A 24,638-nucleotide genomic window follows, 5' to 3' on the forward strand; every position below is an offset into this window, starting at 1 on the left:
CTACCTCGGACTGGACGTCCTGGCCCGCTCCCGCATGAACCTCGTCCCCACCACCGAACCCGAGATCGGAGCCGATGACCTACCCGCCCTCACCGCGTAACCATCACCAAGAATCACGCAGCGCTACACCACCACCGGGGACTTGACCCCGCGGACATGCTTTCCCGTCGAGTCCGCTGCCAAACGTCCAGCCTGCCCGTCGCCGTTCAGGCGTGAAGACAAGAACGTCTCGGCTGTGAGCCATCGCCCCGTTCCAGTACGCGAGCTCTTCGCCTTCTACGACGACTGCGCGCGTCAGCTGAGCAGCTGAGGCCACAGCGCCTGCGCCGGGGGTTGTCGCCGCGAGCCGTGGCGGCCCCAGGTACACGACTTCATCGCGGCATGACCGGGGCGCACAGTCGCCCTCAACGCGCACACGCAGCGGCAAGAGATGGTCAAGGCGTCAGAGCTTCGGATGAACGCCCGCGTCGCGGGTTTCGCCGGGCTGGGGCACGTCGCGGCCGCGGTAGCCACGCGACGTGTGACGGCGAATCCCGTCTGTTTGGTCCCATCGTCGCGACAGCGCGACGCTTCCAGCGATACCCACAACGGACAGCGCGATCGACGCAGGCGTGGGCAGGATCCGCATGAACCAGTCCGTTACGGCGAACACCACTACCGGACCCGTGAGAAGTACCCATACGGCCTCCCAAACGGGGTGCGCACTGCGGAACTTCAACACGCGGTGATGGTACTTCCCGTCTTGCCAGCTCGCCGCTAGGCCGCGGCTTCGACATCCGGTCATCGGCAGATCCGGTAATCATCGAGCGTCCCGAAGTGGCCTCCCGCGGAAAGGCGCGAGACCCGCGTCTTTCCGCCGCAAACCGCGCCCCTTGAGCAGATAGATCTGGACGTCGTTGGGGTCGTAGTCGCGCCATCAGTGGCGAGCTGTGGCTTCGTCCCTATGGGCACGCCCCGCATGGGGCTGGCCAGCTCCGCTTCCGTGAGCGGTTGAGGCGGCGGGCCGTTTTTGAGAAGCGTCGATCACAGCCTCGGCACTGGTCTATGGTCACGCAGGAAACACACAGATGCGACACAGGGGACACCCATGAAGAACGTCAACATTGGTATGAAACTCGCTCAGGCTAGCGTCGCGCTCGCCGTCTGTCTTGGCACGGCCGCCTGCGGTAACTCCGCGCCGGCCAGCTCCGGGCTTCCTACGTCAAGCACCACCGCAGCCGCCACCCCAGCAGTCACGTACTCGACGACTCCCGCCGCGGCGGCGACGACCGAGGACATCACGGCCCAGGAGGCGGTCGCTGTCAAGACGCCTATGCCTGTGAGCGGCAAGGCGCCAAAGCAGGCAGACGCAGACAAGCTCTTTCTGATCGCGGCCGAGGCGCACATGGGTCCAGCCGGTGACGACCAGTTCATGTCACTGCGGGACTCGATCTGCGAGAAGCTCAGAGATGATCCGACTCCTTCGCGATACGCCGAACTCGTCGACGCCGTCTCGGGAACGGGTAGCGACGCACTGCCCGCAGAGGCGATCAAGTCCCTGATAAACGGATCGGTCATGTCAGCGTGCTGGGACGCGCGAGCGGCATTGCCTCCGAAGGAGGCGGCCGGCCTCCAAGAGATCGCCGCAGGCGGCCCCTCGTCCTCCATTAGCGAGGGGTCGTGGGAGGTCGGAACGGACATCAAGCCGGGCAAGTACCGGACCGACGGACGCGTCACCAACTGCTACTGGGCGATCACCCGCGGTGGATCCAACGGACAAGACATCATCGCCAACGACAACGTCAGCGGTGGGCGTCCAACCGTCACCCTGAAGAAGGGCCAGCAGTTCGAGTCCAACCGATGCGGGGACTGGAGCCTCGTCAAGTAACGCTCCCAGCGGTAACAGCGTTTCGTCACCGACGGTCCGCCCTTCCTACCTATTCCGTTCGAGCTTCCCTGCAGTTGCCTGCCGGAGCGCAACCACGCGCCCGCGTGGCTTCCGGGATCCACGCGTCACCGGTAGCTCCGCCAGCACCATGAGTTGGGCGACCGAGGGTATCGACAGCATCCGCGGTGCGATCCGCACGAACCATGATCACGAGGTATCTACAAGTGAAGTTGCCGGACCGCCGCGTGGCAATCGCCGCCATATTCCTGCTGGCGCTATCTGCGTGCGACTCAGGGCAGAAACCCACCATGCCGAGCGTCGTCGGCCGTCAACTCGACGTCGCATTACAGGACATCAAACTCGCCGGCTTCCAAGGCGACGTCGATGTCTCTGGGGGCGGTGTGCTGGGTGTCATCGACAAGTCAAATTGGAAGGTTTGCAAGCAAGATCCCGAGCCCGGCAAGCCCGTCACCGTGACGCCTCAGGTTTCGGTCGACCGCTCCTGCGAGGCAAAGACCCCGGCGTCAGTTACGTCCTCTCCTAATGCTTCAGTGGAGCCGAGCCCTGAGATGTCTGACAGCGGCTCTACGCCGAGCGAGCCGGCCAGTGAGGTGCCGCTGACGGCGAAGACCAGCCCAGAGTTCAAGCAACTGCTTCGTCTCACGGACCAGTGCAGCCCGTCTATCGCCGCATTCGCCGAGAAGTACGCCGGCAAGCCTGTCGCGTTCGACGGAAGCATCGTCGCGATGAACAACCACGGTAGCCACAAGACCCGCTACGACATTCTCGTGAACGCCGGGGATTTCAGCGCGACCAAGGCCATCCCGGGTCCCAACTTCCAGTTCCGAGACGTCAACGTCACTGGCGACCTGAACCTCTCTGGGCCGAATGTTCCCGACGTCATTGGGGTAGGCGACAACCTTCACGTCGTCGCTCAGGTCGACACCTTCGAATCCAACTCTTGCCTGTTCCTCTTGGAACCTGTGTCCACAGGAATGCGGTAGCTACGATCTCCGGCCCAACACCGGGCCAGTTTGGTGGCCGGTGTCCACCCACCGCGGACACCGGGGCCGTAGTTGAGTCCATAGCGTTGGTGTACGACGATCACGGTGAGCGTGTCCTACAGATGTAGGTGCGGTCACCGCTGTGATCCTTCGAGTGATCTCTCACAACCGACTCGAAGAAGGACACCGCGATGACCGCGAACCCCATTATTGACCCCGACGTCTTCCTGCACGAGCAGCTGGCCCAGGCCAGCCCGGATCTGATGCGAGAGCTGCTCGGCACGTTCATCAACGCCCTGCTGTCCGCGCAGGCCGACAGCGTGTGCGGCGCCGAGTACGGCACCCGGTCCCCGGACCGCACGAACAGCAGGAACGGGTACCGCCGCCGGGACCTCGACGCCCGCGCCGGCACGATCGACGTCGCGATCCCGAAGCTGCGCGAGGGGACCTTCTTCCCGGACTGGCTCCTCGAGCGGCACCGCCGGGCGGAGGCAGCCCTGACCACGGTCGTCGCGACCTGCTACCTGCTCGGCGTCAGCACCCGCCGGATGGACAAGCTGGTGCGCACCCTGGGGATCACCGGCCTGTCCAAGTCGCAGGTGTCGGTGATGGCCAAGGACCTCGACGAGCAGGTCGCCGCGTTCCGCACCCGCCCCCTGCACGAGGGGCCGTACACGTTCGTCGCCGCCGGCGCGTTGACGATGAAGGTCCGCGAGGCCGGCATGGTCGTCACGGTCGCGGTCATGGTCGCGACCGGCGTCAACGCTGACGGCTACCGCGAGGTCCTCGGGATTCACACGGCGACAACCGAATCGAGCGCCGGACGGCTCGGCTTCTTCCGGGACCTGACCGCCCGCGGCCTGACCAGTGCCGGGCCGGTCGCGCTCGTCACCAGTGATGCGCACGCCGGCTTGGTCGAGGCGATCGGGGCGACCCTGCCAGATGCGTCGTGGCAGCGGTGTCGGATCCACTACGCCGCGAAGCTCATGTCCGTGATCCCGAAGTCGCAGTGGGGCTGGGTCCGGGCGCTGTTGCACTCGGTGTACGACCAGCCGGACGCCGAGTCCGTGAACGCGCAGTTCGACCGGGTCCTCGAGGGCTTGTACGAGAAGCTCCCGCAGGTCGCGGAGCACCTGGAGCTGGCCCACGCCGACATCCTCGCGTTCACCGTGTTCCCGAAGGAGATCTGGCGCCAGATCTGGTCGAACAACCCGAACGAGCGCCTCAACCGGGAGATCCGCCGCCGCACCGACGTCGTCGGGATCTTTCCCAATCGTGAGGCCGTGATCCGGCTCGTCGGGGCGGTCCTGGCCGAGCAGCACGACGAGTGGGCCGAACAACGCCGTTACCTCGGCCTCGACGCCCTGAAGAACGCCCGAGTCGTCCTGTCGGCCCGCACCACCCAGGACCAGCCCGAGGAGGTGAACACCGACCTGATCGCCGGCGCCATCACCGCCCAACCGAACGACCCCGACGGATCACCGTCGTACACCACCGATGCGGACTTGACCGGGAGTTCTCCCTACGGGAGCACCAGCTCGCAGTGGCCTGGCTAGCGAGCAACCTGGGCAAGTTGCACCGGCTCCACTTCTGGCGCGACGGGGTGCGGGCCCTTTGAGAGAGCAAGATGCGTTTTCCCAATTGCGCGGAAAGCCCATATATGCGAGACCGCCGCACCTACGATCTGCTCGGCGGCACGAGACTCTCCACCAGCGCCCTCCGGTGCTCTTCTTGTGAGTCTCGCACGTGGCTCGCAGCCCGCCATTGACCTGCATTAGGACGGAAGGGGAATCACGAATGTCGGTGAAGTCGGAGGTCGTCGAGGCGTTGCGCGAGGCCGAGCATGAGAACAGCCGGTCGTGGTCGCTGCACGCGGCAAACCTCGCCCACGGCATTGAGAAGTCTGGAATCCCGGCCCTTCTTGGCGACATCAAAGAGGGAATGGCCACCCAAGGTCAGACACTGCGCTCGATTGAGGCAGAGTCGCGCCACCAGGCCAGCCTCATCGAGCGAACCAACTCGTCCATCGTCGCCCTGGCGGCCGTCAACGCTGCTGGCTTCGACGCAATCTGTCGGCAGCTCGGGGAGACGAACCAGTTGCTGTCGGGCATCGAGCAAATGCTCGCCAACCCTCTTTCGACGGCCGCGGCCGAGCGCTATCGCCGGGGAATTCACGCGCTGTCACAGGAATGGTTCGAGCCGGCTCTGAAGGAACTCGACGCGGCCATCGCCCAAGACCCCTTCCAGGCCTTGTCGCACTTCGCGCGCGGTCTGGCGCTCGGCTCCCTCGGCCGGGATAGGGATTCCATCGCCGCATTCAGGGACGCCATCCTCTACACCGGCAAGGACCCTGCGCTCCTACCGGTGCTCGCGGGCGCTGCGATTCTCGCCGGCCAAGTGGCGGACAAGCTCGGGGATCGTGGCGAGGCGCTGCGTCTGCTCGCCGTAGCGAAGGAGAAGACTCCGAACTGCGCCGAGGCGTGGTTGGCCTCCGCTCGACTGACAGGTTCGAGGGACGAGCTGCTGCGAGCGTTGACGATCGCACCGGAGCTCGCCGTGGTCGCCGTAGCGGGAAAGGTCCCGGATGCGGTCACTGTCGCCGAGCAGGTGGCCGCCGAGGGGCCAGTCGCCTCCATGCGCGCTGCGGTAGAAACCCTGCGCCCGGTGGGCCTCACGTTGCACCTGCCCGCATCGAACCCCGAAGCATTGACCTTCCACCGCTCCTGGCGAGACCAGCATCACCATGAGGCAGCCCGTCTCGCCGAAGAGGCCATCACTCGTGAGCAGCAACTCCACGCCCAGGCAAGGCTTGCCGAGACGACCGCCAGCACCTTCAAGGCCGCTACGTCACACGGGGCAGCAAGGAGTCTCCTGCGTCGCGTCGCACTACTCCTGCTGAGCGCGCTGGTCCTGGCCGCAGTCATCCAGTGGATGATGACGCACTCCGCACCCGCAGACACCCTGACCGCGGCAGCGCTGATCCCAGGGGGTGTCGCCGTTGCTTCCGGCGTGGGCGTCCTCATCTTTGGACTGGCCACATTGAGCGCACTGATGTCCACGATCAGCGAGTCGCTCAACAACGGAAAGGCGCAACGACGGGGCCACAAGCACCATCAGGCCTTGACTGCGACCGCCACGTCAGTCGCGGCTGAATGGGCTACCGCCCGCGCCAAAGCGGATGCAGCAATCGTGGGACGCGACCTGGCACGAAAGTCCATCCCGTCTCGCCTGCACCCCCTGACCACCACTCGTTAGGGCTGAGCGCACCGGCCTCCAAATGCCCCAGATCCGCCGTGCTCGCCCGTCTATGCGGTCACCGTATGGGGAATGCCGTCCCCGAACCTGAAGAAACGGCAGAAGAACCTGCGTCACATCGCCGCAAACGGACCTCGAATCCCAACGGCTCCTTTCCACACACGGTCATGCTTCCGAGCCGGTCGGGAAACGGTCTGGAGGCGATCCAGTGCAAGTGAGAGACGGCCCCCACTGCGGTGTTCTCGGCTCGCGTCACGACGCTGTTCCACGATCGCGTTCCCAGGCGGCCCGAGCGGCGGCCCGTCAAGATCACGCCTGCACTCGGACCTGACGGTCGATGCCAGCGGTCTGGCGCGCGCTCGATCGAGGGCGCAAGGTGCCTCCGCACGGGCGAACGGCATGGCGGTGAGAGGGAGCCGCTGTGGTCACGCGCGCCCCGGAAGGCAAGCGCTGCGTCGTCGAGTATCAAGACTGATCTCCGGCCGGCTGGCACACACCGGCGTCCCTGGATGCTCGGCGGCGGCAGCGCGTCGTCGGCACGAAGACAGCGACGAACGTCGCGAATGGCGAGCACACTGGACGCACGCCACGACTAGGCAACGGGTGGGAGCCACAACATGTCTACTGACCGGACCCGACAGGTCATGAACGACTACTTCCACGCGCTGCGAACCGGACAGTTCAAGCAGTTCTTCGGGGAAACCATCACGTGGACCACCCTCGAGGACAACTCGTGCGTTACCGGCGCTGACGCCGTCGAGGCCGCGATCAACGGCCTTCACGCCCGCATGTCAGACATGCAAACGCGTCAGCTCCTCATCGTCGACAACCTGGTCTGCCTCGAGGGCAGCTCCGCCGGCATCCGTCCGGACGAAGACCGCATCTGCTACTGCGTGACATATGAGCTGGACGGCGACCGGATTATCGCGATACGCGCATACGGCGCACTGGCTGCCCTGATGCCCAAGAGCCCGCAGCCGCCGAGATCTTGAAGCCATACGCAAGAAGCCGCAACCACCAGCACCTCAGCCCCGCACAATCCGCCACCTACGCGACGATCAGGCGCGTCACACCGCCGCTTCCGGGGCTCGTCAGCGTTACCGGATCCGCCGATAATGGGGCGTTGCACAGAGGTGTCACAGGCATGGCCTCCGGGCTCCACGGCTACTCCCCAGCCGACGACCCGGCGGGAGGAACATCAAAAGGGCCAACGCCGCGTACGCCCATCCGGCGACGGTTCGGCAGGTGCTGAAAGACTCAGGCCATGCTCAGCACGACAAGGATCACCATGCCACCGAAGCAGAGTCCCAGAACCGACCGGACAAGGCCGAACCCGGCCCCGTCCAGCTCGGCTCACTCGCCGGTTTTCGACCGTCCGAGGCGTGGGCTATGAGTGCGGGCGGAGGTCGCAGACCTCAGACCCGCGGGCGGGGACGCGGCTCTCGGCGGTCCCAGGACCTTCCCGTGCTCCCGCGCGACGGCCTCCGGGTCGTTCCCCTGGGTGGCTTGGGTGAGATCGGCCGCAACATGACGGTCTTCGAGCACGCCGGGCGGCTGCTCATCGTCGACTGCGGCGTGCTGTTCCCTGAGGAGCACCAGCCAGGTGTCGACGTGATCCTGCCGGACTTCTCCTGGCTCCGGGACCGCCTCGACAAGGTGGACGCGATCGTGCTCACGCACGGCCACGAGGATCACATCGGCGCCGTGCCCTACCTGCTGCGCGAGCGGGCGGACATTCCGGTCGTCGGCTCGCGTCTCACGCTCGCCTTCCTCGAGGCGAAGCTCAAGGAGCACCGGATCACCCCCGTCACCGTCAAGGTCAGCGAGGATGACCGGCGCACCTTCGGTCCGTTCGACTGCGAGTTCATCGCCGTCAACCATTCGATCCCCGACGGGCTCGCCGTCGCGATCCGCACCACGGCGGGTCTCGTGCTGCACACGGGCGACTTCAAGATGGACCAGTTCCCGCTCGACGGTCGAGTCACCGACCTGCGTGCGTTCGCTCGCCTCGGCGAGGAAGGCGTCGACCTCTTTCTCGTCGACTCGACGAACGCGGAGGTCCCCGGCTTCACTGTGTCAGAGGGCGAGCTCTCCCCCGCGATCGAAGCCGTGTTTCGGACGACGCCAGGTCGGGTCATCGTGTCCAGTTTCGCCAGCCACGTGCACCGCATCCAGCAGGTGCTCGACGCGGCCCGCGACCACGGACGGAAGGTGGCCTTCGTCGGCCGGTCGATGGTGCGCAACATGGGCATCGCCGCGGACCTCGGCTACCTGGACATCCCGCAGGGCCTGGTCATCGACCTCAAGCAGCTCGAGCGCCGGCCTGCGAACCAGATCGCCCTGATCTGCACGGGATCGCAAGGTGAGCCGCTCGCCGCCCTGTCGCGGATGGCCAACCGCGACCACCCCATCCGCGTCACCGAGGGCGACACCGTCCTACTCGCCAGCTCCCTCATCCCCGGCAACGAGAACGCCATCTACCGCGTGATCAACGAACTCACTCGGTGGGGCGCGAACGTCGTGCACAAAGGCAACGCCAAGGTGCACGTGTCCGGCCACGCCAGCGCCGGCGAGCTCGCCTACTGCTACAACATCGTCCAACCCTCCAGCGTGCTGCCCGTGCACGGGGAGTGGCGCCACCTGCGGGCCAACGCCGACATCGCCATCCGGACAGGCGTCGACCCCAAACGCGCCCTCATCGCCCACGACGGCGCCGTCATCGACCTCGTCGATGGCCAGGCGACGATCACCGGCACCGTCCCAGCCGGGCTCGTCTACGTCGACGCCATGACCGTCGGTGGCGCAACCGAGGAGTCGCTCCACGTGCGCCGCACCCTGGCCGAGGAAGGAGTCATCACAGTCGTCTGCATCGTCGATCCCGACACCGGCAAACTCACCGAGGAGCCCGACTACCTCGCCCACGGATTCGAACACGCCCCAGGCGACTTCGCCAAGGCCACACCCGCCATCCAGAAGGCACTCACCACCGCCACCAAGGAAAACATCGAGGACATCGAGCAGATCGAGGAACTCGTCCGCCAGGCAATGTCCAACTGGGCCTACCGACAAACCCGCCGCAGCCCCCTGATCATCCCAGTCATCGTCGATGCCTGAGCCTGGGCGGAACGTGCCGCTCAGTCGACCTGCCGATGACTGCGCGCGCCCTCGATAGGATTTCGGAGCCATGACCGATGAGGCTGAGGGGGACAAATGGCGGTTGACGAGCACGAAGGGGTGACCTTCGAAACCACGGTTAGAGCATTTGGCAACAACACGGGCATCACGGTGCCCGACGAGGTCATCGAGCAACTCGGGCGTGGGAGGCGGCCTCCGGTCTTGGTCACCGTGAACGGCTATGAGTACCGCAGCACGGTCGCCGTCATGGGTGGTCAGTACCTCATCGGTCTCAGTGCTGCCGTTCGCGGGGCCACGGGGTTGGGAGGCGGCGACCCGATTTCGGTGAACCTGAAAGTCACGGACACTCCACGCGATGTGGACGTCCCCGCCGACTTCGCAGGTGCAATGGAGGGTCAGGAATCAGTCCGCCAGTTCTTCGACGGCCTCCCGAACAGCTTGCAGCGGTACCACATCGACAACATCAACGGGGCCAAGACGCCGGAGACTCGTCAGCGACGCATCGACAAGGCGGTCGGCCTCTTCGTCGCCGGAAAGAAACGATAAGGCAGGCAGCGCCCGCTTCTGAGGACAAGGTGAGCGAGGTCCTCTTCTCCGATCTGGCCGGCCTGCATCCCACGCCATCCTGGCATCCGGTAGGTCGCGTCACACCGCCGCCTGACGGGCCAGGGCATCTCACGCATACTCCGGGGCGAGCGCTTGCCGCTCAGGCGTTTTGGTGCGAGCAGGTTGCCGCCGAGGGCGCGATGGGACAAACGCTACAGGTGGTCCAGTGCGCGAACCCGAGCCTGCCTTATGCGTCGCCCCAATCGGACGGATGTGTCCGATTGGCCGGCCCGCGGCCGTGAGCGGGGGTAGCCTTCGAGATGGCCGGGCGCCATGGATCGATGCCGATGGACTGCTCTGGACCGGCCGAGATGACCGTGCCCGTGGTGGGGGAAGGGGGGTCAACAAGCGTTCTGGCGCACCGGCGACTCCTCTTTCCTACCGATCAGAGGTACGCCATGAACAAAACCCGATGGCTCGCGACAGTCGGTGCCGTGGCCGTGGCGGCAGGTTCGCTGCTGACCCTGGGGTCGACCGCCAGCTCCGCCCAACCCTTTGGGTTCCAGAGTCTCAACTCCGTGCAGAAGCGGCATGTATCCGGCCTGCTCTCGTCAGAGCTCGACGTGGGCAACGCGGCCCGCCTGCGCGGCGCCGGGCCGGTGCGCGGCACCCCCAGAGTGCCCCAGCAGCCGGGACCGAACGGCTGCAAGGCGGCGCGCGGATCCAACCTCAAGGTCAACGCCAACTGCCTGAACCTCACCGACGCCGATCTGTCCGGGCGCGGCCAGGCCCAGAACGAGACGTGGATCGCCGTCGACCCCCAAGACTCATCCCGGGTCGTGGCCAGCTACAACGACTACCGCCGGGGTGACGGGACCTGTGGAGTCTCCTACTCCAGCAACGCCGGACGCACGTGGGCTGACAGCACGACGCCCAACGGCTTCGTCCGCGGAGACTTCGTCGGCAGCGCCAGGGAGTATTGGCAGGCAGGTGGGGACACCAGTGTCGCGTGGGACACCAAGGGCAACGTGTACTTGTCCTGCCAGGCGTTCAACCGCGGCAACCCGGTCTCGCCCAACCCGGACCAATCGAGCGCGTTCTACGTATTCCGCTCGACGGGCACCGGAGGCGCGTCGTTCAACTTCACTGGCCGAGCCGTGGCGACGCACGACGACACCCCCGGCGCCGGAGACTTCCTCCTCGACAAGCAGCTCCTGACCGTGGACAACCACGCGAGAAGCAGATTCGCCGACCGGGTGTACGTCACTTGGACCACGTTCGCCGCCGACGGCACCGGCTACATCTACGAGGCCTACTCCAAGGACTACGGCGAGTCGTTCTCGGCTCCGGTGCTCGTCAGCAGCAACAGCAGCCACTGTGGCAACACCTTCGGGCTGCCCACGCCTCGCGGCAACTGCAACGAGAACCAGGACTCGCAGCCGTTCACCGGACCCGACGGCACCCTCTACGTCGTCTACAACAACTTCAACAACGTCGTGACCGGCGCCGACAACCGCAACCAGGTGCTGCTGGCCAGGTCGACGGACGGTGGCGCGAGCTTCGCGGCGCCCGTGAAGGTGTCCGACTACTACGAGCTACCCGACTGCGACACCTACCAGGGCGCCGGCTCGGACCCGGGTCGGTCCTGCGTCGTCGAGAAGGGTTCGAGCCACAACTCGATCTTCCGCGCGAGCAACTACCCGATCGGTGGCGTGGACCCGACCGACTCCCACCGGGTCGTCGTGACCTTCGGTTCGTACATCAACCGCAGCTCGAACGAGTCCCGAGGCTGCACCCCAGCCGGGTTCGCCGCCGACGGCATCAACACCTACATCGGCGTCAAGGCCGGCGGGTGCAACAACGACATCGTCTACAGCACCTCCACCGATGGTGGAGCACACTTCTCCGGGGGGTCGATCGACCCGCGCCTGCTGCCGGTCGTCACCGACACCAGGCGGCAGAGCAGAACCGACCAGTTCTGGCAGGGCACGGCATTCACCCCCCGCGGGGTTCTCGTCGCGAGCTACTACGACCGCTCGTACGGTTCCGACAACTCCACCGGTTACTCGGACATCACCGTTTCCGCAACCCACGACCGGGTCAGCTTCGCGCACCGACGAGTGACCTCGTCGTCCATGCCCCCACCGACCCAGTTCGGCGGGGTGTTCATCGGCGACTACGCGGGCGTGGCCGTGGCCCGCAGCACGGCATACCCGCTCTGGGCTGACACCCGGACCGTCGACGAGTTCCTCTGCCCCGGCACGGGCACCCCGACGACGCCGCCGACCGTCTGCACCGGTTCGGCGCCGAATGCACCGGTCGCGAACGACCAGGACATCTACGTGGCGGCGGTGCGCATCCCGTAGACGATCCGTTGGCCGCCCTCGGGTGCCGCCGTCCGTGACGGGGCGCTCCTGAGAACACACACCGGAACGGATAAGCCGCAGGTCAAGGGCTCTTGACCTGCGGTTTCGGGTGTTGTCCAGGGGCGGCGTCGAACCGCCCACCTTCCGACTTCAGCGCCGCGCATGGCCGCAGGTCAAGTCAACAGTCGGCTCCTCAAACCGGCAGACCAGCATGGCGATGCTCATGACAGCGGGATGGTGACGCAGCAAGGCGTTGCGGTCGCTACCCAAACCTTCACCAGCCGATGATCTCAACCCATTTGCGTCGGCGCAGTTGAACCTCATGCGGCGATCCGTGAGTCGGGAAGGGTGCGTCACAACGCCGCCAGACGACCTGGCCATCCGCTCCGAAGCCTCACGTTCTTCGAGGGCGCCTCGGCCGTCCGCTCTCGGGTCTAGAGTCGCCCACGTGATCGACGTTCGCGACCAGGAGCTGCCTGAGGAACGCTCCGTTTGGAGCGCTGAAGCGGCAGCCGTTTGTGCTTCCCTCGCCGTTCTTCTGCTTGTATTCGGCAGCTACCTCGTGCTGGTTGCAGTGCTAGCGGATGGCGCCGATTGGTTCGCACGAGCCGCCTCGGCGGTCGCAGGAATGTGGCTGGCTGGTCGCGCGTATCGACAGGTACTTCGAATGCGAGGCTTCGCGCCGAGCGGTCTCGGCGTTCCGGTCCGTAAAGACCAGGGGACGACTGGGCCCTGACCCTGCCTGCGACGTCCGCGCGCAGCATCGCCGGCCAACCGTTAGCGGATCGAGCGTCGGCGAGTCGACATCGCGGACTCCGGAGCTGCAGAGGTCTGGCGCGGCTTGGCGGGTCTCGCTGCTCAGTAGCCGGGGAAGACCTTCCGGAGCTCGTCCAGCGTGACGTTGCCGGTCACGGTCACGCCGGCGGCGTGTTCGGGGCCGAGCCGCCCACTGAGCAGCCGCACCACGGCCTCCTGCGGACCCTCGAACGTGGCCGTCGAACGATCGACGGAGTCGGTCACGTTGACCGCGTCGGTGATCTCGAGTGCGCCGCCGGGGATCGCGAGGCGGACCTCCCGTTCGATCGCGTCCGCCTTTGCGGAGAACCCCAGCAGGAAGGCCAACGGCCCGCGAAAGAGCTCGACGAGCAGTTCGGCAGATTCCGGGTCCACGGTCGCCGACGGGTCGACTCCAACGCGCACGTCCCACGCATGGTTGGCAACTTCATTGAGCCGCATGCCGAGTGCGACCAACAGCGGCACTGGTTCGGGAAGGAAACCCAGGTCGATCATCAAGCCATCGCGCTGCTCGGTGCTGAGCGCCTCGATGGTGTCGAGGTACGCCTCGTCGTGTTTGACGAACTCGGCCGCCTGGTCGGCCGGGGAAGACGCGTTCCACCGTGCCCAGATCGCCTGGTTGTCCTCAACCTCGACCCGCTCGCCCGCGGCTTTCGCGATCGGCTTGCGGCCGATTTCCGCACCGCTGCCGATGTGCGAGAGCGCGTCCGCGAGGCTCCACTCCGACGCCCCACTGGGGTCCCTCAGATCCTCCTCGGACAAGGTCGCCACCAGCGCGGCGAGGGCGTTGTGGTTGACGCGCAGCGCCGCGACGGTGCGCTCGACATGTGTGGTCATGCCCAACGCAACCGCTCACACCACCGCATTCTTCCCGCGTCACCCCTGTGGGCGTCGCCGCCGGATGTGGCTGCTGCTCGGAGTCCGACACGGCTGGGACTGGATGAACAGCACAGGTGCGGCCGTGCGGCAGCGACGCCCGCCATCTCCGCGATCACCTTGCGGCCCACAACGATTGGCTTCGACGCGCGCAAAGGCCGCCCATGCGCATTCCGCGAGTTAGCTCGGCGTGGGCTTCTTCGACCTGGACCGCGACCGTCGAATGGGCGGCGTTGCCATCAGGGGTGTGCCCAACAGGATCAGCGAGCAGTCATCTCGACGACGCCCAAATGTGCGGAGCCCTTGGAGCTCGATTCGATTGGGTCTTTGCGCTCAGGTTTTGGCTTCAGAGGCCTGAAAGGGGATGAGTCGGCCGATACGCCGGGTTCTGTTCCGCACCCCCGTTACCAAGGGTGCGGCGACGGCCATCCATCTGGGCCGGCCATTGCTGACCGGCTCTAGCGTCCTACCCGCGCACTCGACCGGGCCGGCCTCCTCGGCACCCGAGGGCACCGTGCGTACGCTGTCTGGACTTGCTCCGGGTGGGGTTTACCGAGCCGCTCCAGTCACCTGGAACGCTGGTGGTCTCTTACACCACCGTTTCACCCTTACCGGCTGCCGAAGCTGCCGGCGGTCTGTTCTCTGTGGCACTGTCCCGCGGGTCACCCCGGGTGGCTGTTGGCCACCACCCTGCCCTGTGGAGCCCGGACGTTCCTCGGCAGGGCCGAAGCCCTGACGCGACCGCCTGGCCGACTCATCCGCGGACCAGCATAGGCCCGGCGTCGGCGGGCTCCCAACGCCCCACCGTCGGCGGGTCGGATCACCCACCACCCAGACCGTCCTTGCTCAGACGACGCGCCGGAACGCGAGCAGTGCCACGTCGTCATGCCGGTCGGGGTCGGTGACCGCCTCGGCCAGCTCGTGGAGCACGTCGTCGAGGTCGGTGTCGTCGTCGACATGGCAGAGCAGCTCCTCGGCGGCGGTCTGCAGCCGTTTGAGTCCGATGTCGATGCTCTCGCCGCGACGCTCGACGAGCCCGTCGGTGTAGAGCAGCAGGAGGTCACCGACCGTGAAGGGCACCCGCGCCGCCGGCCGCTGCACGATGCCGATGCCGTGGACCGGCGACCCCTCCTCGACGACGTAGCGGCTGGCCCCGTCGTGGAGCAGGAGCGGCGGCGGGTGGCCGGCGACGACCGTCGAGAGCTTGCCGTGGGCCGGGTCGAAGAGGGCGTATGCCGCGGATGCCATCGGTGTGGGCGGCTGGCTCGCCATCAGGCGGTCCATCGCCATGGCCAACGCGCTCGGCTCGGAATCCTGGGTCACGAGCACCCTTGTGGCGGAACGCATTCGAGAGCCGGCCACGGCGGCATCGACCCCTCGACCCATGACGTCGCCGACAAAGGCGAAGACCCGGTCGTCACCGAGCGTGCTGACGTCGAAGTAGTCGCCACCGACATCGGTGCGACCAGCTTGCCGGTAGACCATGCCGACCTGCCAGCCGGGCACGTCCGGCAGGTCCTGGGGCAGCAGGGTCGCCTGGAGCACGGATGCCACGCGCCGCGTCTGCGAGTAGAGGTCGGCGTTGTCGATCGCGAGCCCGGCGCGCCGGGCGAGGTCCTCGGCAAACGCAACGTCACCGGCGGTGTATCGGCGTCCCGACTCGGCAGCGACGAAGGTGAGCACCCCGATGACGCGCTCGTTGGCGCGAAGTGGCACCGACATCGCACTCTGCAGCCCCAGCTCACGCGCGACACGCAGATGCTCGTCGTCACGTGCCGTGGCGACGAGCATCTCGTCGGTGATCTCCTCGACCAGCATGCTCTTGCCGGTGCGCGCGACGTGCGCCGCACCGCCCGGGCGGTCCGGGTCGGGAGGCCACCGGGTCTCGAGGTCCTTGGCCATCTGCACCTTGGCCGGGTCGACGTGAGCCACCGCGAGCGTGCGGAGCACACCGTCGTCGATCATCTGCACCGAGCACCAGTCGGCGTGCGTGGGCACCGCGAGGGAGGCGACCTGGCGCAGGGTCTGCCGGTAGTCCAACGACTCGGCGAGGGCCTGCGAGGCGTCAGCGAGGAACTCGAGCCGGGCGGCGCGGTCCGCGCTCTCGGCCTCGGCCCGCAACCGGAGCATCGTCTGGGCGCACATGTCGGTCAGGAACTGGAGCACCGAGAGCTCGTCCGAGTCCAGCTGGCCGCGTTCACCGTCGAACCGGAAGCCGACGGCGCCCACGGCCTCGCCGCTGGTCGGCGACACGAGCGGCAGCGCCACCGTGAACCGCTCCGCGGCGTCCTCGAGATCGGGGTAGCGCGCGATCAGCTCGGCGGCCGTCGTGACGACCACGGGCCGCCGGGTGCGGACGGCATCGGTGATCGGCATCGGCATGCGGATGTCGAAGGACGACCACTGGCTCACCAGGTCCGGGGTCAGGCCGTGGGTGCCGATGGTCCGCAGCCGGTGACGCCCTTCTCGTACGGCGAGCACGGCACGGGAGGCGCCCATCACCGACGAGGCCCGTTCCGTGATGGCCTCGGTGAGATCGTCGAGCGTGACGGCACTCGCCAGGTCGGCGGCCATCCGTCCGAGCCCCATGAGCCGGGTGGCGAGGGTCGACGACGCCTCGTTGTCGCCGTCCCGCGCCGTCGCGTCCATGGCGTCATCCTGACACCACAAGTGGCCTGAAGTCCCACAGATGCTCCATGAGTGGCACGATGGCAATGTGGGAGGGCCGAAGCAGACCGGCGAGAGCGGGCTCAGTCACGTCGAGTTCGGTCCGGAGGACCTCCGGCTGGTGCGTGAGACCGTGCGCGCGGTGGCAGAGCAGCACGTGCCGGAACGGGCCAGCGACGCGATGCTGGCCGTGCACGAGCTCGCCGTCAACAGCATCATCCACGGCGGTGGCCACGGGGTGCTGCTCATCGACCAGACCGCCGACTCGCTCGTCTTCACGGTCGAGGACTCCGACGGCACGTCCTCGGTGCCTCGGGTCCGCGAGCCCGCTGGGCAGGCGACGAGCGGGCGCGGCCTCCTGATCGCGCAACGCCTCAGCGACCGTCTGACGATCGAGTCACCACCCGGTCGCACCCGCGTACGCCTGCACCTGAGGCTCGCCCCGGTCGCGGCCGGGCACGCACAGCACGCCTGATCGGCGTTCGGCAGCCCGGAGCGGGCGTCCACTCACCTGCCGCCTCGCCGGCGACCCCTGGCTCGCTCAGGCGAGCGCGGCTCCGTCGTTGGGCGACGCCTCGCCGAGCTCGGTGCTGATGTCGAGCACCTGACCGAGGTTCATCAGCTCCATCAGCCGAAGCGTGACCCCCGCGCACACCAGCCGCAGGTGGCCGCCCGCATCGCTCACCCGGTGGTAGAGCCCGATCAGCGCGCCGAGGCCGGACGAGTCGAGGAAGGTCACCTCGCGCAGGTCGATCACGACCTCCGAGCCGGCCGTGGCCCTCAGCTCGTCGAACACCCGGCGCGCGTCCGAGACGGTGTAGGTGTCGAGCTCCCCCGTCACGTGCGCCACGAGCACGCTGCCCCTGTCATCGACCGTCACGTCCACGGGCTCCCCCTCCTCGAACGACCACCACCGCCCACGTTAGGCCCCGCGGCCCCGCGCGAGAAGCGCAATCGGTATGCCGTATGCGTGTGTGCGCAATGTGATGACCGTCACGCCCGGTCCCGGGCGTCAACGAATCGGCCGCCTCGTTCGTCATGCCTTGGAGACGACGACGTCATCACCCGAACGAACGCAACCACCCAGGAACATGACGCAACCGTTGACAGCAGACCTGCCCCAGGCACGAACCAGACCCATTGGCGACACCGAGCCCGACCTGCGGGCGAGCAGCACGGCAACCGTCCTGCCCGACCCCGAGAGCGAGACCTTGAGCGAGACCGGCCCCTTGGGCGGTGCCGAGAGCGGAACCGAGTCCAGGTCCAAGCTGCTCGACCTCTCCCTGACCCAGCTGCTCGGCGGGTCCATGGCGGCCGCCACCGCGGCCGCGCTCGGCTCACGTCTCGGTGTGGTCGGGACGATTGCCGGAGCCGCCGTCCTCAGCGTCGTGTCCGCGATCGCCGGGACGATCTACACCAACTCCATGGCGCGGGCCAGGGAGGTCGTGGTGCTGGTGCGCTCGCGACGCGACGTCGCCCTCGGACGCCCGGGACTCACCCTTCCCGCACGGGTCCGTCAGGGGTGGACGCGACCCGACCGCGCCACGGCACGCCGTGCCCTCGCCACCACCGGCGCGGTCTTCGCCCTGGCTGCGGCCTTCCTCGCCGGACTCCAGCTCGCCACCGGCGCGCCGGTCACCGGCACGAACCTGGGTGGGCGCACGGCCGCCGGCGTGGTGGTCGACGGGTCGGCTGACTCGGCCGGCGGCGCCGCCGGCAGCCGGAAGACGGATGCCGTCGGGCGGGGGTCTGCGAACAGCTCTGGCACCACTGCGGGCGACGCCCACGGCACGGGCGTCGACTCCCCGACCTCCACCACGGTGTCGGGCACGCCCACGACCGCGGTGGCTGACACCCCGCCGTCGGTGGCGACCACACCCGAGCCGCCTCAGGCGACCCAGCCGGCGTCAGGCGTCACGACGCCGGTGTCCCCCGCAGCCGGCGACCCCACGGGAAGTAGCACCGGCGCCGCCGCCGGCGCACCGACTCCCGGATCGACACCCACTCCCTGAGGCCCGGGCGACAGACGGCCGTCCCGAGCCCCTCGCCTCTCAGACGATGGAGAGAGTGATCGTGCCGGTGGAGATGTCGGCCGCGTCGATGCGCACCGAAACGCGGTCACCGGCTTTGGCCGAGCCCGACGCCCGAGCCACGACGGCGTGGTCGGCGAGCTGCACGACGGCGCCCTTGTCGTTCTCCTCGACGACGACCCCGTCGACCGTCTGCCCGACGAACGGGAGCAGCTCGGCTGCCTCGACCGCATCGGTGCAGGCCCGCTCGACGCCGTTGGTGCGCCGGTCCGACGTCGCCATGATCTCGGGCAATGTCGGCAGGGCCTCGCGCACCCAGCTCGGGACCTCCTGGCCGGCCGACAGCGCCTCGCAGACGACGAGGCCGAAGCGGTCGACGAGCCGGCGCAGCGGTGCGGTGACGTGGGCGTACGCGTTGGCGACGGCGGCGTGCATCGGCTGGTCGGGCACAGCGCCGTCGAACGGTGTGTAGCCGGCCCCCCGGAACAGCGTCGTCGCCTCGTGGATGAGCGCGAGGTGTCGCGGGTTGGTGCGGTCGAGCGTGCGCAGGAACTCGCCGTACGCCATGCCGTCGGGCCACGGCACCCCGGCCGCGCTCGCCTGTCGGTGGAAGCGCTTGAGGTCGCGCGGGTCCGGAGAGGGCATCGTGCGCAGGACGCCGATCCTGCCCTTCAGCATGAGGTCGGCGGCCGCCATGCCGGTGAGCAGCGAGATCTGCGCGTTCCAGTCCTCCGCCGCGAGGACCGGGCGGAAGGAGATGTGGAACGTGCCGTCCGGGCCCTCCTCGACCTCCTGCTCCGGCATCGGCAGGCTCGCTCCCCCGCGCTTGCGCTCAAGGGCGATCCGCTTCTCGCCGACCTCCTTGAGCAGCATCAGGCACTCCTCGGCGCTGCCGACGTCGACATCCTTCTGCACCTGCTCGTAGTCGTAACGACGCACGCTCCTGACCATCGCCCGCGACACCTCGACAGCCGTGCCCTCGCCGTCGGCCGCCAGCCGGATGTCCCAGACGAAGGCCGGGCGCGCCTGGTCGGGCAGCAGGCTCGCGGCCCCCTCGCTGAGCTCACCCGGGTGCAGCTGAACCCGCTTGTCGGGGCAGTAGACGGTCTGGCCACGACGACGGGTCTCGGCGTCGACCGCGCCCCCGACCTTGACGAACGCGGGCACGTCGGCGATGGCGTAGCGCACCCGGTAGCCGTCGCCGTCACGCTCGATGCACATGGCCTGGTCGAGGTCCATCGACGTGGGCGGGTCGATGGTGATGAACGGCACCGAGGTCTCGTCGCGCTCCGGCAGGTCGGCGTTCTCAGCGGCTGCCTGTGCCTCGGCGATCACCTCCGGAGGGAACTCCTCGGGCACCTCGAGCTCGCGGCGCACGGCCACGAACCGGTCTGCGAGCTGCCGTGCCACGTCGCCGGGCTGCGTCGCCGGGCGGAAGACGATGTGTCGCTGGGCCATGGCGCCACCCTACGCACCGAAGCGGCGCGCACTCCGCGCGTCGCTGGACGTTTTGGGACTTTGGACCCCGGCTTCCCTAGGCTGACCCCCGTGCTCATCCTGCTCCCGCCGTCCGAGGGCAAGACCAGGCCCCGGCGGGGGTCCTCGCTCGATCTCGGCTCCCTGTCCTTCCCCCAGCTGACGCCGTTGCGCGAGGCCGTCGTCGACACGGTGGCGAGGCTGAGTGGTGAGCCCGACGCCGCGCGCATGCTCGAGCTGAACCCCAACCTCGTCGACGACATCGCCGGCAACACGCGCCTGCACAGCGCCCCGACGGCCACGGCCGCCCGCGTCTACACCGGCGTGCTCTACCAGGCCCTCGACGTCGACTCGCTCGACGCGGCCTCCAAACGGCGGGCGAACCGCTGGATCGTCGTCGTCTCCGCCCTCTTCGGCGCGCTGCGTCTCGGTGACCGCGTGCCGGCCTACCGGGTCAACATCTGCAGCACCCTCCCCGACGTCGGCTACCTCACGCACGAGTGGCGTCGCGAGCTACCTGCCGCGCTCGACGCGGAGGTGAAGCCGCGTGAGCTCATCGTCGACTGTCGGTCGAGCACGTACGCCTCCGTGTGGCGTCCGCGTGACGAGCGGGCGGCCCGTTGGGTGCAGATCACCGTGCCTGGCGCCTCGCACATGGCCAAGCACACGCGTGGCCTGGTCACCCGCGAGCTGGTCCAGGCGGAGGCGCCCCGCAGTCCCGAAGCCCTGGCCGAGCGCCTGTCGGAACGCTTCGAGGTCGCCCTCGCCCAGCCACCGCGTCCCGGCAAGCCGTGGCAGCTCGCCACCACGCCGAAGACCTGACGTGCTGCTCGACCTCGCCCAGCTCGTCGAGCGGGTGGCCCCGATCCTCGTCTTCCTTGTCGCGATCACCCTGGTGGCCGAGATCTGCGACCTCGCCGGGCTCTTCGACGTCGCGGCCCACTACGCGGCCCGTGTGGCCAGGGGCCACGTCATCGTGCTCTGGCTGCTCGTCGTCGTGCTGGCCGTGGCTGCCACCACGGTGCTCAGTCTCGACACGACAGCCGTCCTGCTCACCCCGGTCGCCATCACCGTCGCGCGGCAGGTCGGCGCTGCTCCCCTGCCCTTCGCGATGACGACCCTGTGGCTGGCCAACACGGCCTCCCTGCTGCTGCCCGTGTCGAACCTGACGAACCTGCTGGCGCTGCACCCGCTCGCGGCGCTCGACGTGCACACGCTGGGCTTCATCAGGCTGATGGCGGTGCCCGCCGTGACCGCGGTCGTCGCCACCGTGGCCGTGCTCTGGCTGCTCCACCGCCGTGAGCTGGGCGGCGCCTACGACACGCCACCGTTGGCCGAGCCGCACGACCGGCTCCTCACCCAGGTGGCCGGCGTGGTCTGCGGCCTCCTGGCCGTCACGTTCGTCGCCGGCGTGCAGCCCGCGCTGGCCTCGGCGCCGGCTGCGGGCGTCCTCGTCGCTGCCACCTACTGGCGCGCCCCCGAGCTGCTCCGCCGCATCCGTATGCCGTGGCTGACCGTCATCGGCATCTGCGTGCTCTTCCTCGTCGTCGACGCCGCCCTGAGGTTCGGGCTCGAGGCATGGCTCCGCACCGTCGTGGGCGCGGGCACCTCCGTCGGCGACCTCTTGCGCGTCAGCGGGCTGGGCGCCCTCACGGCCAACGGCATCAACAACCTGCCCGCCTACCTGGCCCTGGAGCCGACCGTGGCCGACTCCCCCACCCGTTTGGCGGCGCTGCTCGTCGGCGTCAACACGGGCCCGATCATCACCATGTGGGGCTCGGTGGCCACGCTTCTCTGGGCCCAGCGGTGTCGCTCGGCCGGACTCGAGGTCCCGGCCCGCCGCATCGCCGGCACCGGAGCGTTGTGCGCCGTCGTGGTCGTGGCCGCGACAACCCTCGCCCTCGCCGCGACGACCTGACCGAGCACCCCGGCATACGCCCTCGGACGTGCCTCGAGTGCTCACTTCCCGACGGCGAACGCGTTCGGCCGGCTCCGTCGATCAGCCGAGCGCACGGCTCAGGTCGTCGACGAGGTCGCGGACGTCCTCGAGCCCGACCGACACGCGCAGCACGCCGTCGGTGATGCCGACCGCAGCGCGTGCCTCCGGTGCGAGCCGGCGGTGCGTCGTCGTGGCCGGGTGCGTGATGAGCGACTTGGAGTCGCCCAGGTTGTTCGAGATGTCGATGACCTGAAGGGCGTTCATCAGCGCGAAGGCCTCGTCCTTGCCCCCGTCGAGCTCGAAGGTCACGACCGTGCCGCCGCCGAGCATCTGCCGCTTGGCGAGGTCGTGCTGCGGGTGGGACTCGAGGAACGGGTGCACGACGCGCGTGACCTTCGGGTGCGACTCGAGGAAGCGGGCGACCTCGAGGGCCGAGTCGGCCATCCGCTCCACCCGTAGCGACATCGTCTCGAGGCCCTTGACGAGCACCCAGGCGTTGAACGGCGACATCGACGGCCCGGTGTGGCGCATGAGGTTCTGCACCGGCCCGTCGATGAACTCCTTCGGCCCGAGCACCGCGCCGCCGAGGGTGCGCCCCTGGCCGTCGATGTGCTTCGTCGCGGAGTAGACGACGATGTCGGCCCCGAAGTCGAGCGGTTTGGAGAAGACCGGCGTCCCGAAGACGTTGTCGACGACGACCTTCGCGCCGGCGCCGTGCGCGAGCTCGGTGACGGCCGCGATGTCGACGAGCTCCTGCATCGGGTTGCTCGGCGTCTCGAAGAACACGGCCGTCGTCGGCTCGGAGAGGGCCTCGCGCCACTGGTCGAGGTCGGCGCCGTCGACGAAGACGGTCTCGACGCCCCAGCGCGGCAGGATCTCGTCGAGGATGACGAAGCACGACCCGAAGAGCGCCCGCGACGACACGACGCGGTCGCCCTTGCCGAGCAGCGCGGCGAGCGCGACGAAGACCGCGGACATGCCCGAACCGGTCGCGAAGCAGGCCTCGGCGCCCTCGATCTGGCGCAGCCGTTCCTCGAACATCGTCACCGTGGGGTTGCCGTAGCGCGAGTAGACGAAGCGGTCGACGTCTCCCTTGAACGCCGCCTCGGCGTCCTCGGCCGTGTCGTAGACGAAGCCGGAGGTCAGGTAGAGAGCCTCGGATGTCTCCTCGAAACCACTGCGGGACAAGCCCCCTCGCACCGCGAGGGTGTCGGGCCGCCAGTTCTCGGTCACGTCGTCACTCATCCCTGCACCCACGGCAGGCCCGTGACCTTCCAGCCCGAGACGGCACGGTGGCGCTGGGCGTCGTGCGGCCCCTCGAAGCCCTCGAGCACGTTGCGAGACTCGGTCCAGCCGGCCGCGGTCGCGGCCTCGGCGGCGCTCACCGAGCGCACTCCCGAGCGGCAGAGGAAGTAGACGGACTGCTCCTTGCCGATGCCGGCCGCGGCCAGCTCGTCGACGAAGGCGTCGTTGACCCGGCCGTCGGGGAAGGACTGCCACTCGACGAGGACGACCTCCTTGCCGATCGGGCCGAGGTCGGGCAGCCCGACGTACGACCACTCGGCTCTCGTGCGGACGTCGACGAGCACCGCGCCGGGCTCGTCGCGCAGGGCCGTCCAGGCCTGCTCGGGGGTCACGTCACCGGCGTAGCTCATGGGACCGAATATCGCACAGCGTCCGTCAGGCGAGATGGTCGGTCCGATTGGTGAAAGCCACCGACGCGGACCCGTCCTCCCAGACCTCGACGGCGGTGAGGCTGCCCGCTGCGGTCGCGAGGGCCCAGAAGCGGTCGACGGGCGTGCCGAGCACCTCGGCGAGCACCGAGAGGATGCCCCGTCGGCTCGTCACGGCGACCGCCGTGCCACCTGAGGCGACGAGGCTGCGGTATGCCGTCACGACCCTGGCGTCCGCCCCGTCGCCGGGTGCGCGTCCCGACCAGTCCCCAGACAACCCGGCATCGGCGTCGACGGCGGAAGCGATGTCGCGAACGACTCGAGCCGAATGGTCGTCGTCGGCGCCGACGACGACGGCGCCCGGGCCCACGAGGCGCCTCACGGCAGCGACGATCGCCCGGGTCGGCCCGTCGTCGAGCGGCGTCTGCACGAGCAGCAGGCGCAGCGGACGCACGCCGGCCGGCGCTGCAACCGGACCGTCCGTCGAGCCCGCTTCGCTCGCCGGCTCGGTGGCGGCGGCATCGGCTCCTTCGCGGGCATCACCCGTGAGGACACGGTGCACGCTCTTGCCGTCCATCGCCTCGTTGCTCAGGGCGTCGGCGTCCTTGTTCTTCTCCCGGGGGATCCACTCGAAGTCGACGCTGCCGCCGTTGTCGGTGATCTCGGCACACAGGTCGCGGGCCTCGAGGGCGAGGCGTCGCATGTCCTCGTGCTTGATCTTCCAGCGCCCCGACATCTGCTCGACGACGAGCTTGGAGTCCATCCTGACCCGCACGTCCGCGCCCGCATCGATGTCGAGCACCGCCCGCAGCCCGGCGATGAGACCGGAGTACTCGGCGACGTTGTTGCTCTGCTTGCCGAGCGGCTCGGCGAGCTCGACGAGCACGGCGCCCGTGGCCGGGTCGCGCACCAGCGCGCCGTAGCCGGCGACCCCGGGGTTGCCGCGTGAGCCGCCGTCCGCCTCGACGACGAGCCGGCGGCCCGTCCCACGAGACGCTGGGCTCACCTG

Annotated in this window: 19 protein-coding genes, 1 other RNA gene and 1 pseudogene; 12 read left to right on the forward strand and 9 right to left on the reverse strand. The window is 68.4% G+C overall.

The features are described 5' to 3' along the window. Positions 1-442: 442 nt before the first annotated feature. A complete protein-coding gene (locus AB4091_RS08960; RefSeq protein WP_442291404.1) occupies positions 443-721 on the reverse strand; it encodes a hypothetical protein in 279 nt (92 codons plus the stop codon). 366 nt (positions 722-1,087) lie between these two features. Here AB4091_RS08960 and AB4091_RS08965 point away from each other — a divergent pair, with 366 nt between their 5' ends. The 8 genes and pseudogenes from AB4091_RS08965 to AB4091_RS09000 all read left to right on the forward strand — a co-directional run bounded on the left by AB4091_RS08965 (position 1,088) and on the right by AB4091_RS09000 (position 12,173). Beyond that, positions 1,088-1,867 (forward strand): hypothetical protein, encoded by a 780-nt coding sequence (locus AB4091_RS08965; RefSeq protein ID WP_442291405.1) that lies wholly within the window; start codon positions 1,088-1,090, stop codon positions 1,865-1,867. 245 nt (positions 1,868-2,112) lie between these two features. After that, positions 2,113-2,871: a DUF4839 domain-containing protein gene (locus AB4091_RS08970; RefSeq protein WP_442291406.1), complete on the forward strand. Its 759-nt coding sequence runs from the start codon at positions 2,113-2,115 to the stop codon at positions 2,869-2,871. Between the two features lie 191 nt (positions 2,872-3,062). Beyond that, a pseudogene (locus tag AB4091_RS08975) lies at positions 3,063-4,304 on the forward strand (IS256 family transposase); the annotation flags it as partial. A 364-nt stretch (positions 4,305-4,668) separates the two neighbouring features. Continuing rightward, a complete protein-coding gene (locus AB4091_RS08980) occupies positions 4,669-6,126 on the forward strand; it encodes a hypothetical protein (RefSeq protein WP_442291407.1) in 1,458 nt (485 codons plus the stop codon). A 644-nt stretch (positions 6,127-6,770) separates the two neighbouring features. Beyond that, positions 6,771-7,118, forward strand: a complete 348-nt coding sequence (locus tag AB4091_RS08985; protein ID WP_442291408.1) for a hypothetical protein — start codon at positions 6,771-6,773, stop codon at positions 7,116-7,118. Positions 7,119-7,515: 397 nt separating this feature from the next. Beyond that, entirely contained in the window at positions 7,516-9,240 is a 1,725-nt protein-coding gene (locus AB4091_RS08990; protein ID WP_442291409.1) for a ribonuclease J, read from the forward strand. Between the two features lie 96 nt (positions 9,241-9,336). Continuing rightward, on the forward strand, positions 9,337-9,807 hold the full coding sequence (locus AB4091_RS08995; protein ID WP_442291410.1) for a YdeI/OmpD-associated family protein: 471 nt from the start codon (positions 9,337-9,339) through the stop codon (positions 9,805-9,807). Positions 9,808-10,265: 458 nt separating this feature from the next. Then, complete coding sequence (locus AB4091_RS09000; RefSeq protein ID WP_442291411.1) at positions 10,266-12,173, forward strand: hypothetical protein; 1,908 nt, start codon at positions 10,266-10,268, stop codon at positions 12,171-12,173. A gap of 858 nt (positions 12,174-13,031) precedes the next feature. Here the strand turns inward: AB4091_RS09000 and AB4091_RS09005 are convergent. The 3 genes from AB4091_RS09005 to AB4091_RS09015 all read right to left on the reverse strand — a co-directional run bounded on the left by AB4091_RS09005 (position 13,032) and on the right by AB4091_RS09015 (position 16,493). After that, positions 13,032-13,805: a maleylpyruvate isomerase family mycothiol-dependent enzyme gene (locus AB4091_RS09005; protein WP_442291412.1), complete on the reverse strand. Its 774-nt coding sequence runs from the start codon at positions 13,803-13,805 to the stop codon at positions 13,032-13,034. A gap of 400 nt (positions 13,806-14,205) precedes the next feature. Next, positions 14,206-14,601: RNase P RNA component class A (gene rnpB, locus AB4091_RS09010), an RNA gene on the reverse strand. A gap of 89 nt (positions 14,602-14,690) precedes the next feature. After that, on the reverse strand, positions 14,691-16,493 hold the full coding sequence (locus AB4091_RS09015; RefSeq protein WP_442291413.1) for a SpoIIE family protein phosphatase: 1,803 nt from the start codon (positions 16,491-16,493) through the stop codon (positions 14,691-14,693). Positions 16,494-16,560: 67 nt separating this feature from the next. Between AB4091_RS09015 and AB4091_RS09020 the strand changes: the two genes are divergently transcribed. Continuing rightward, positions 16,561-16,986: an ATP-binding protein gene (locus tag AB4091_RS09020; RefSeq protein ID WP_442291414.1), complete on the forward strand. Its 426-nt coding sequence runs from the start codon at positions 16,561-16,563 to the stop codon at positions 16,984-16,986. Positions 16,987-17,052: 66 nt separating this feature from the next. Here AB4091_RS09020 and AB4091_RS09025 read toward each other — a convergent pair whose 3' ends face one another. After that, positions 17,053-17,391 carry an STAS domain-containing protein gene (locus AB4091_RS09025; RefSeq protein ID WP_442291415.1) on the reverse strand — a complete coding sequence of 113 codons (339 nt, stop codon included), beginning with the start codon at positions 17,389-17,391 and terminating at the stop codon, positions 17,053-17,055. A gap of 211 nt (positions 17,392-17,602) precedes the next feature. On the opposite strand from AB4091_RS09025, the gene AB4091_RS09030 reads away from it, so the two are divergent. After that, entirely contained in the window at positions 17,603-18,523 is a 921-nt protein-coding gene (locus tag AB4091_RS09030; RefSeq protein WP_442291416.1) for a hypothetical protein, read from the forward strand. A 39-nt stretch (positions 18,524-18,562) separates the two neighbouring features. On the opposite strand, the gene AB4091_RS09035 is transcribed toward AB4091_RS09030, so the two are convergent. Beyond that, positions 18,563-19,999 (reverse strand): RNB domain-containing ribonuclease, encoded by a 1,437-nt coding sequence (locus AB4091_RS09035; RefSeq protein WP_442291417.1) that lies wholly within the window; start codon positions 19,997-19,999, stop codon positions 18,563-18,565. Positions 20,000-20,089: 90 nt separating this feature from the next. On the opposite strand from AB4091_RS09035, the gene AB4091_RS09040 reads away from it, so the two are divergent. Further along, the gene (locus AB4091_RS09040; protein WP_442291418.1) at positions 20,090-20,839 is read left to right on the forward strand and encodes a YaaA family protein; all 750 of its coding nucleotides are present in this window, start codon (positions 20,090-20,092) and stop codon (positions 20,837-20,839) included. 1 nt (position 20,840) lies between these two features. Beyond that, positions 20,841-21,935 (forward strand): SLC13 family permease, encoded by a 1,095-nt coding sequence (locus AB4091_RS09045; RefSeq protein ID WP_442291419.1) that lies wholly within the window; start codon positions 20,841-20,843, stop codon positions 21,933-21,935. 81 nt (positions 21,936-22,016) lie between these two features. Here AB4091_RS09045 and AB4091_RS09050 read toward each other — a convergent pair whose 3' ends face one another. Genes AB4091_RS09050 through AB4091_RS09060 form a run of 3 tightly spaced genes read right to left on the reverse strand, consistent with a single transcriptional unit; the run spans position 22,017 to position 24,635 of the window. Continuing rightward, entirely contained in the window at positions 22,017-23,201 is a 1,185-nt protein-coding gene (locus AB4091_RS09050; RefSeq protein WP_442291420.1) for an O-succinylhomoserine sulfhydrylase, read from the reverse strand. Then, positions 23,198-23,611 (reverse strand): rhodanese-like domain-containing protein, encoded by a 414-nt coding sequence (locus AB4091_RS09055; protein WP_442291421.1) that lies wholly within the window; start codon positions 23,609-23,611, stop codon positions 23,198-23,200. The genes AB4091_RS09050 and AB4091_RS09055 overlap by 4 nt, the downstream gene beginning before the upstream one ends. A gap of 25 nt (positions 23,612-23,636) precedes the next feature. After that, positions 23,637-24,635, reverse strand: coding sequence for a reverse transcriptase-like protein (locus tag AB4091_RS09060; RefSeq protein WP_442291422.1), 999 nt, complete (start codon positions 24,633-24,635; stop codon positions 23,637-23,639). Between the last annotated feature and the right edge of the window lie 3 nt (positions 24,636-24,638).

The sequence above is a fragment of the Terrabacter sp. 2RAF25 genome (assembly GCF_052115265.1).
Classification (GTDB): Bacteria; Actinomycetota; Actinomycetes; order Actinomycetales; family Dermatophilaceae; genus Terrabacter.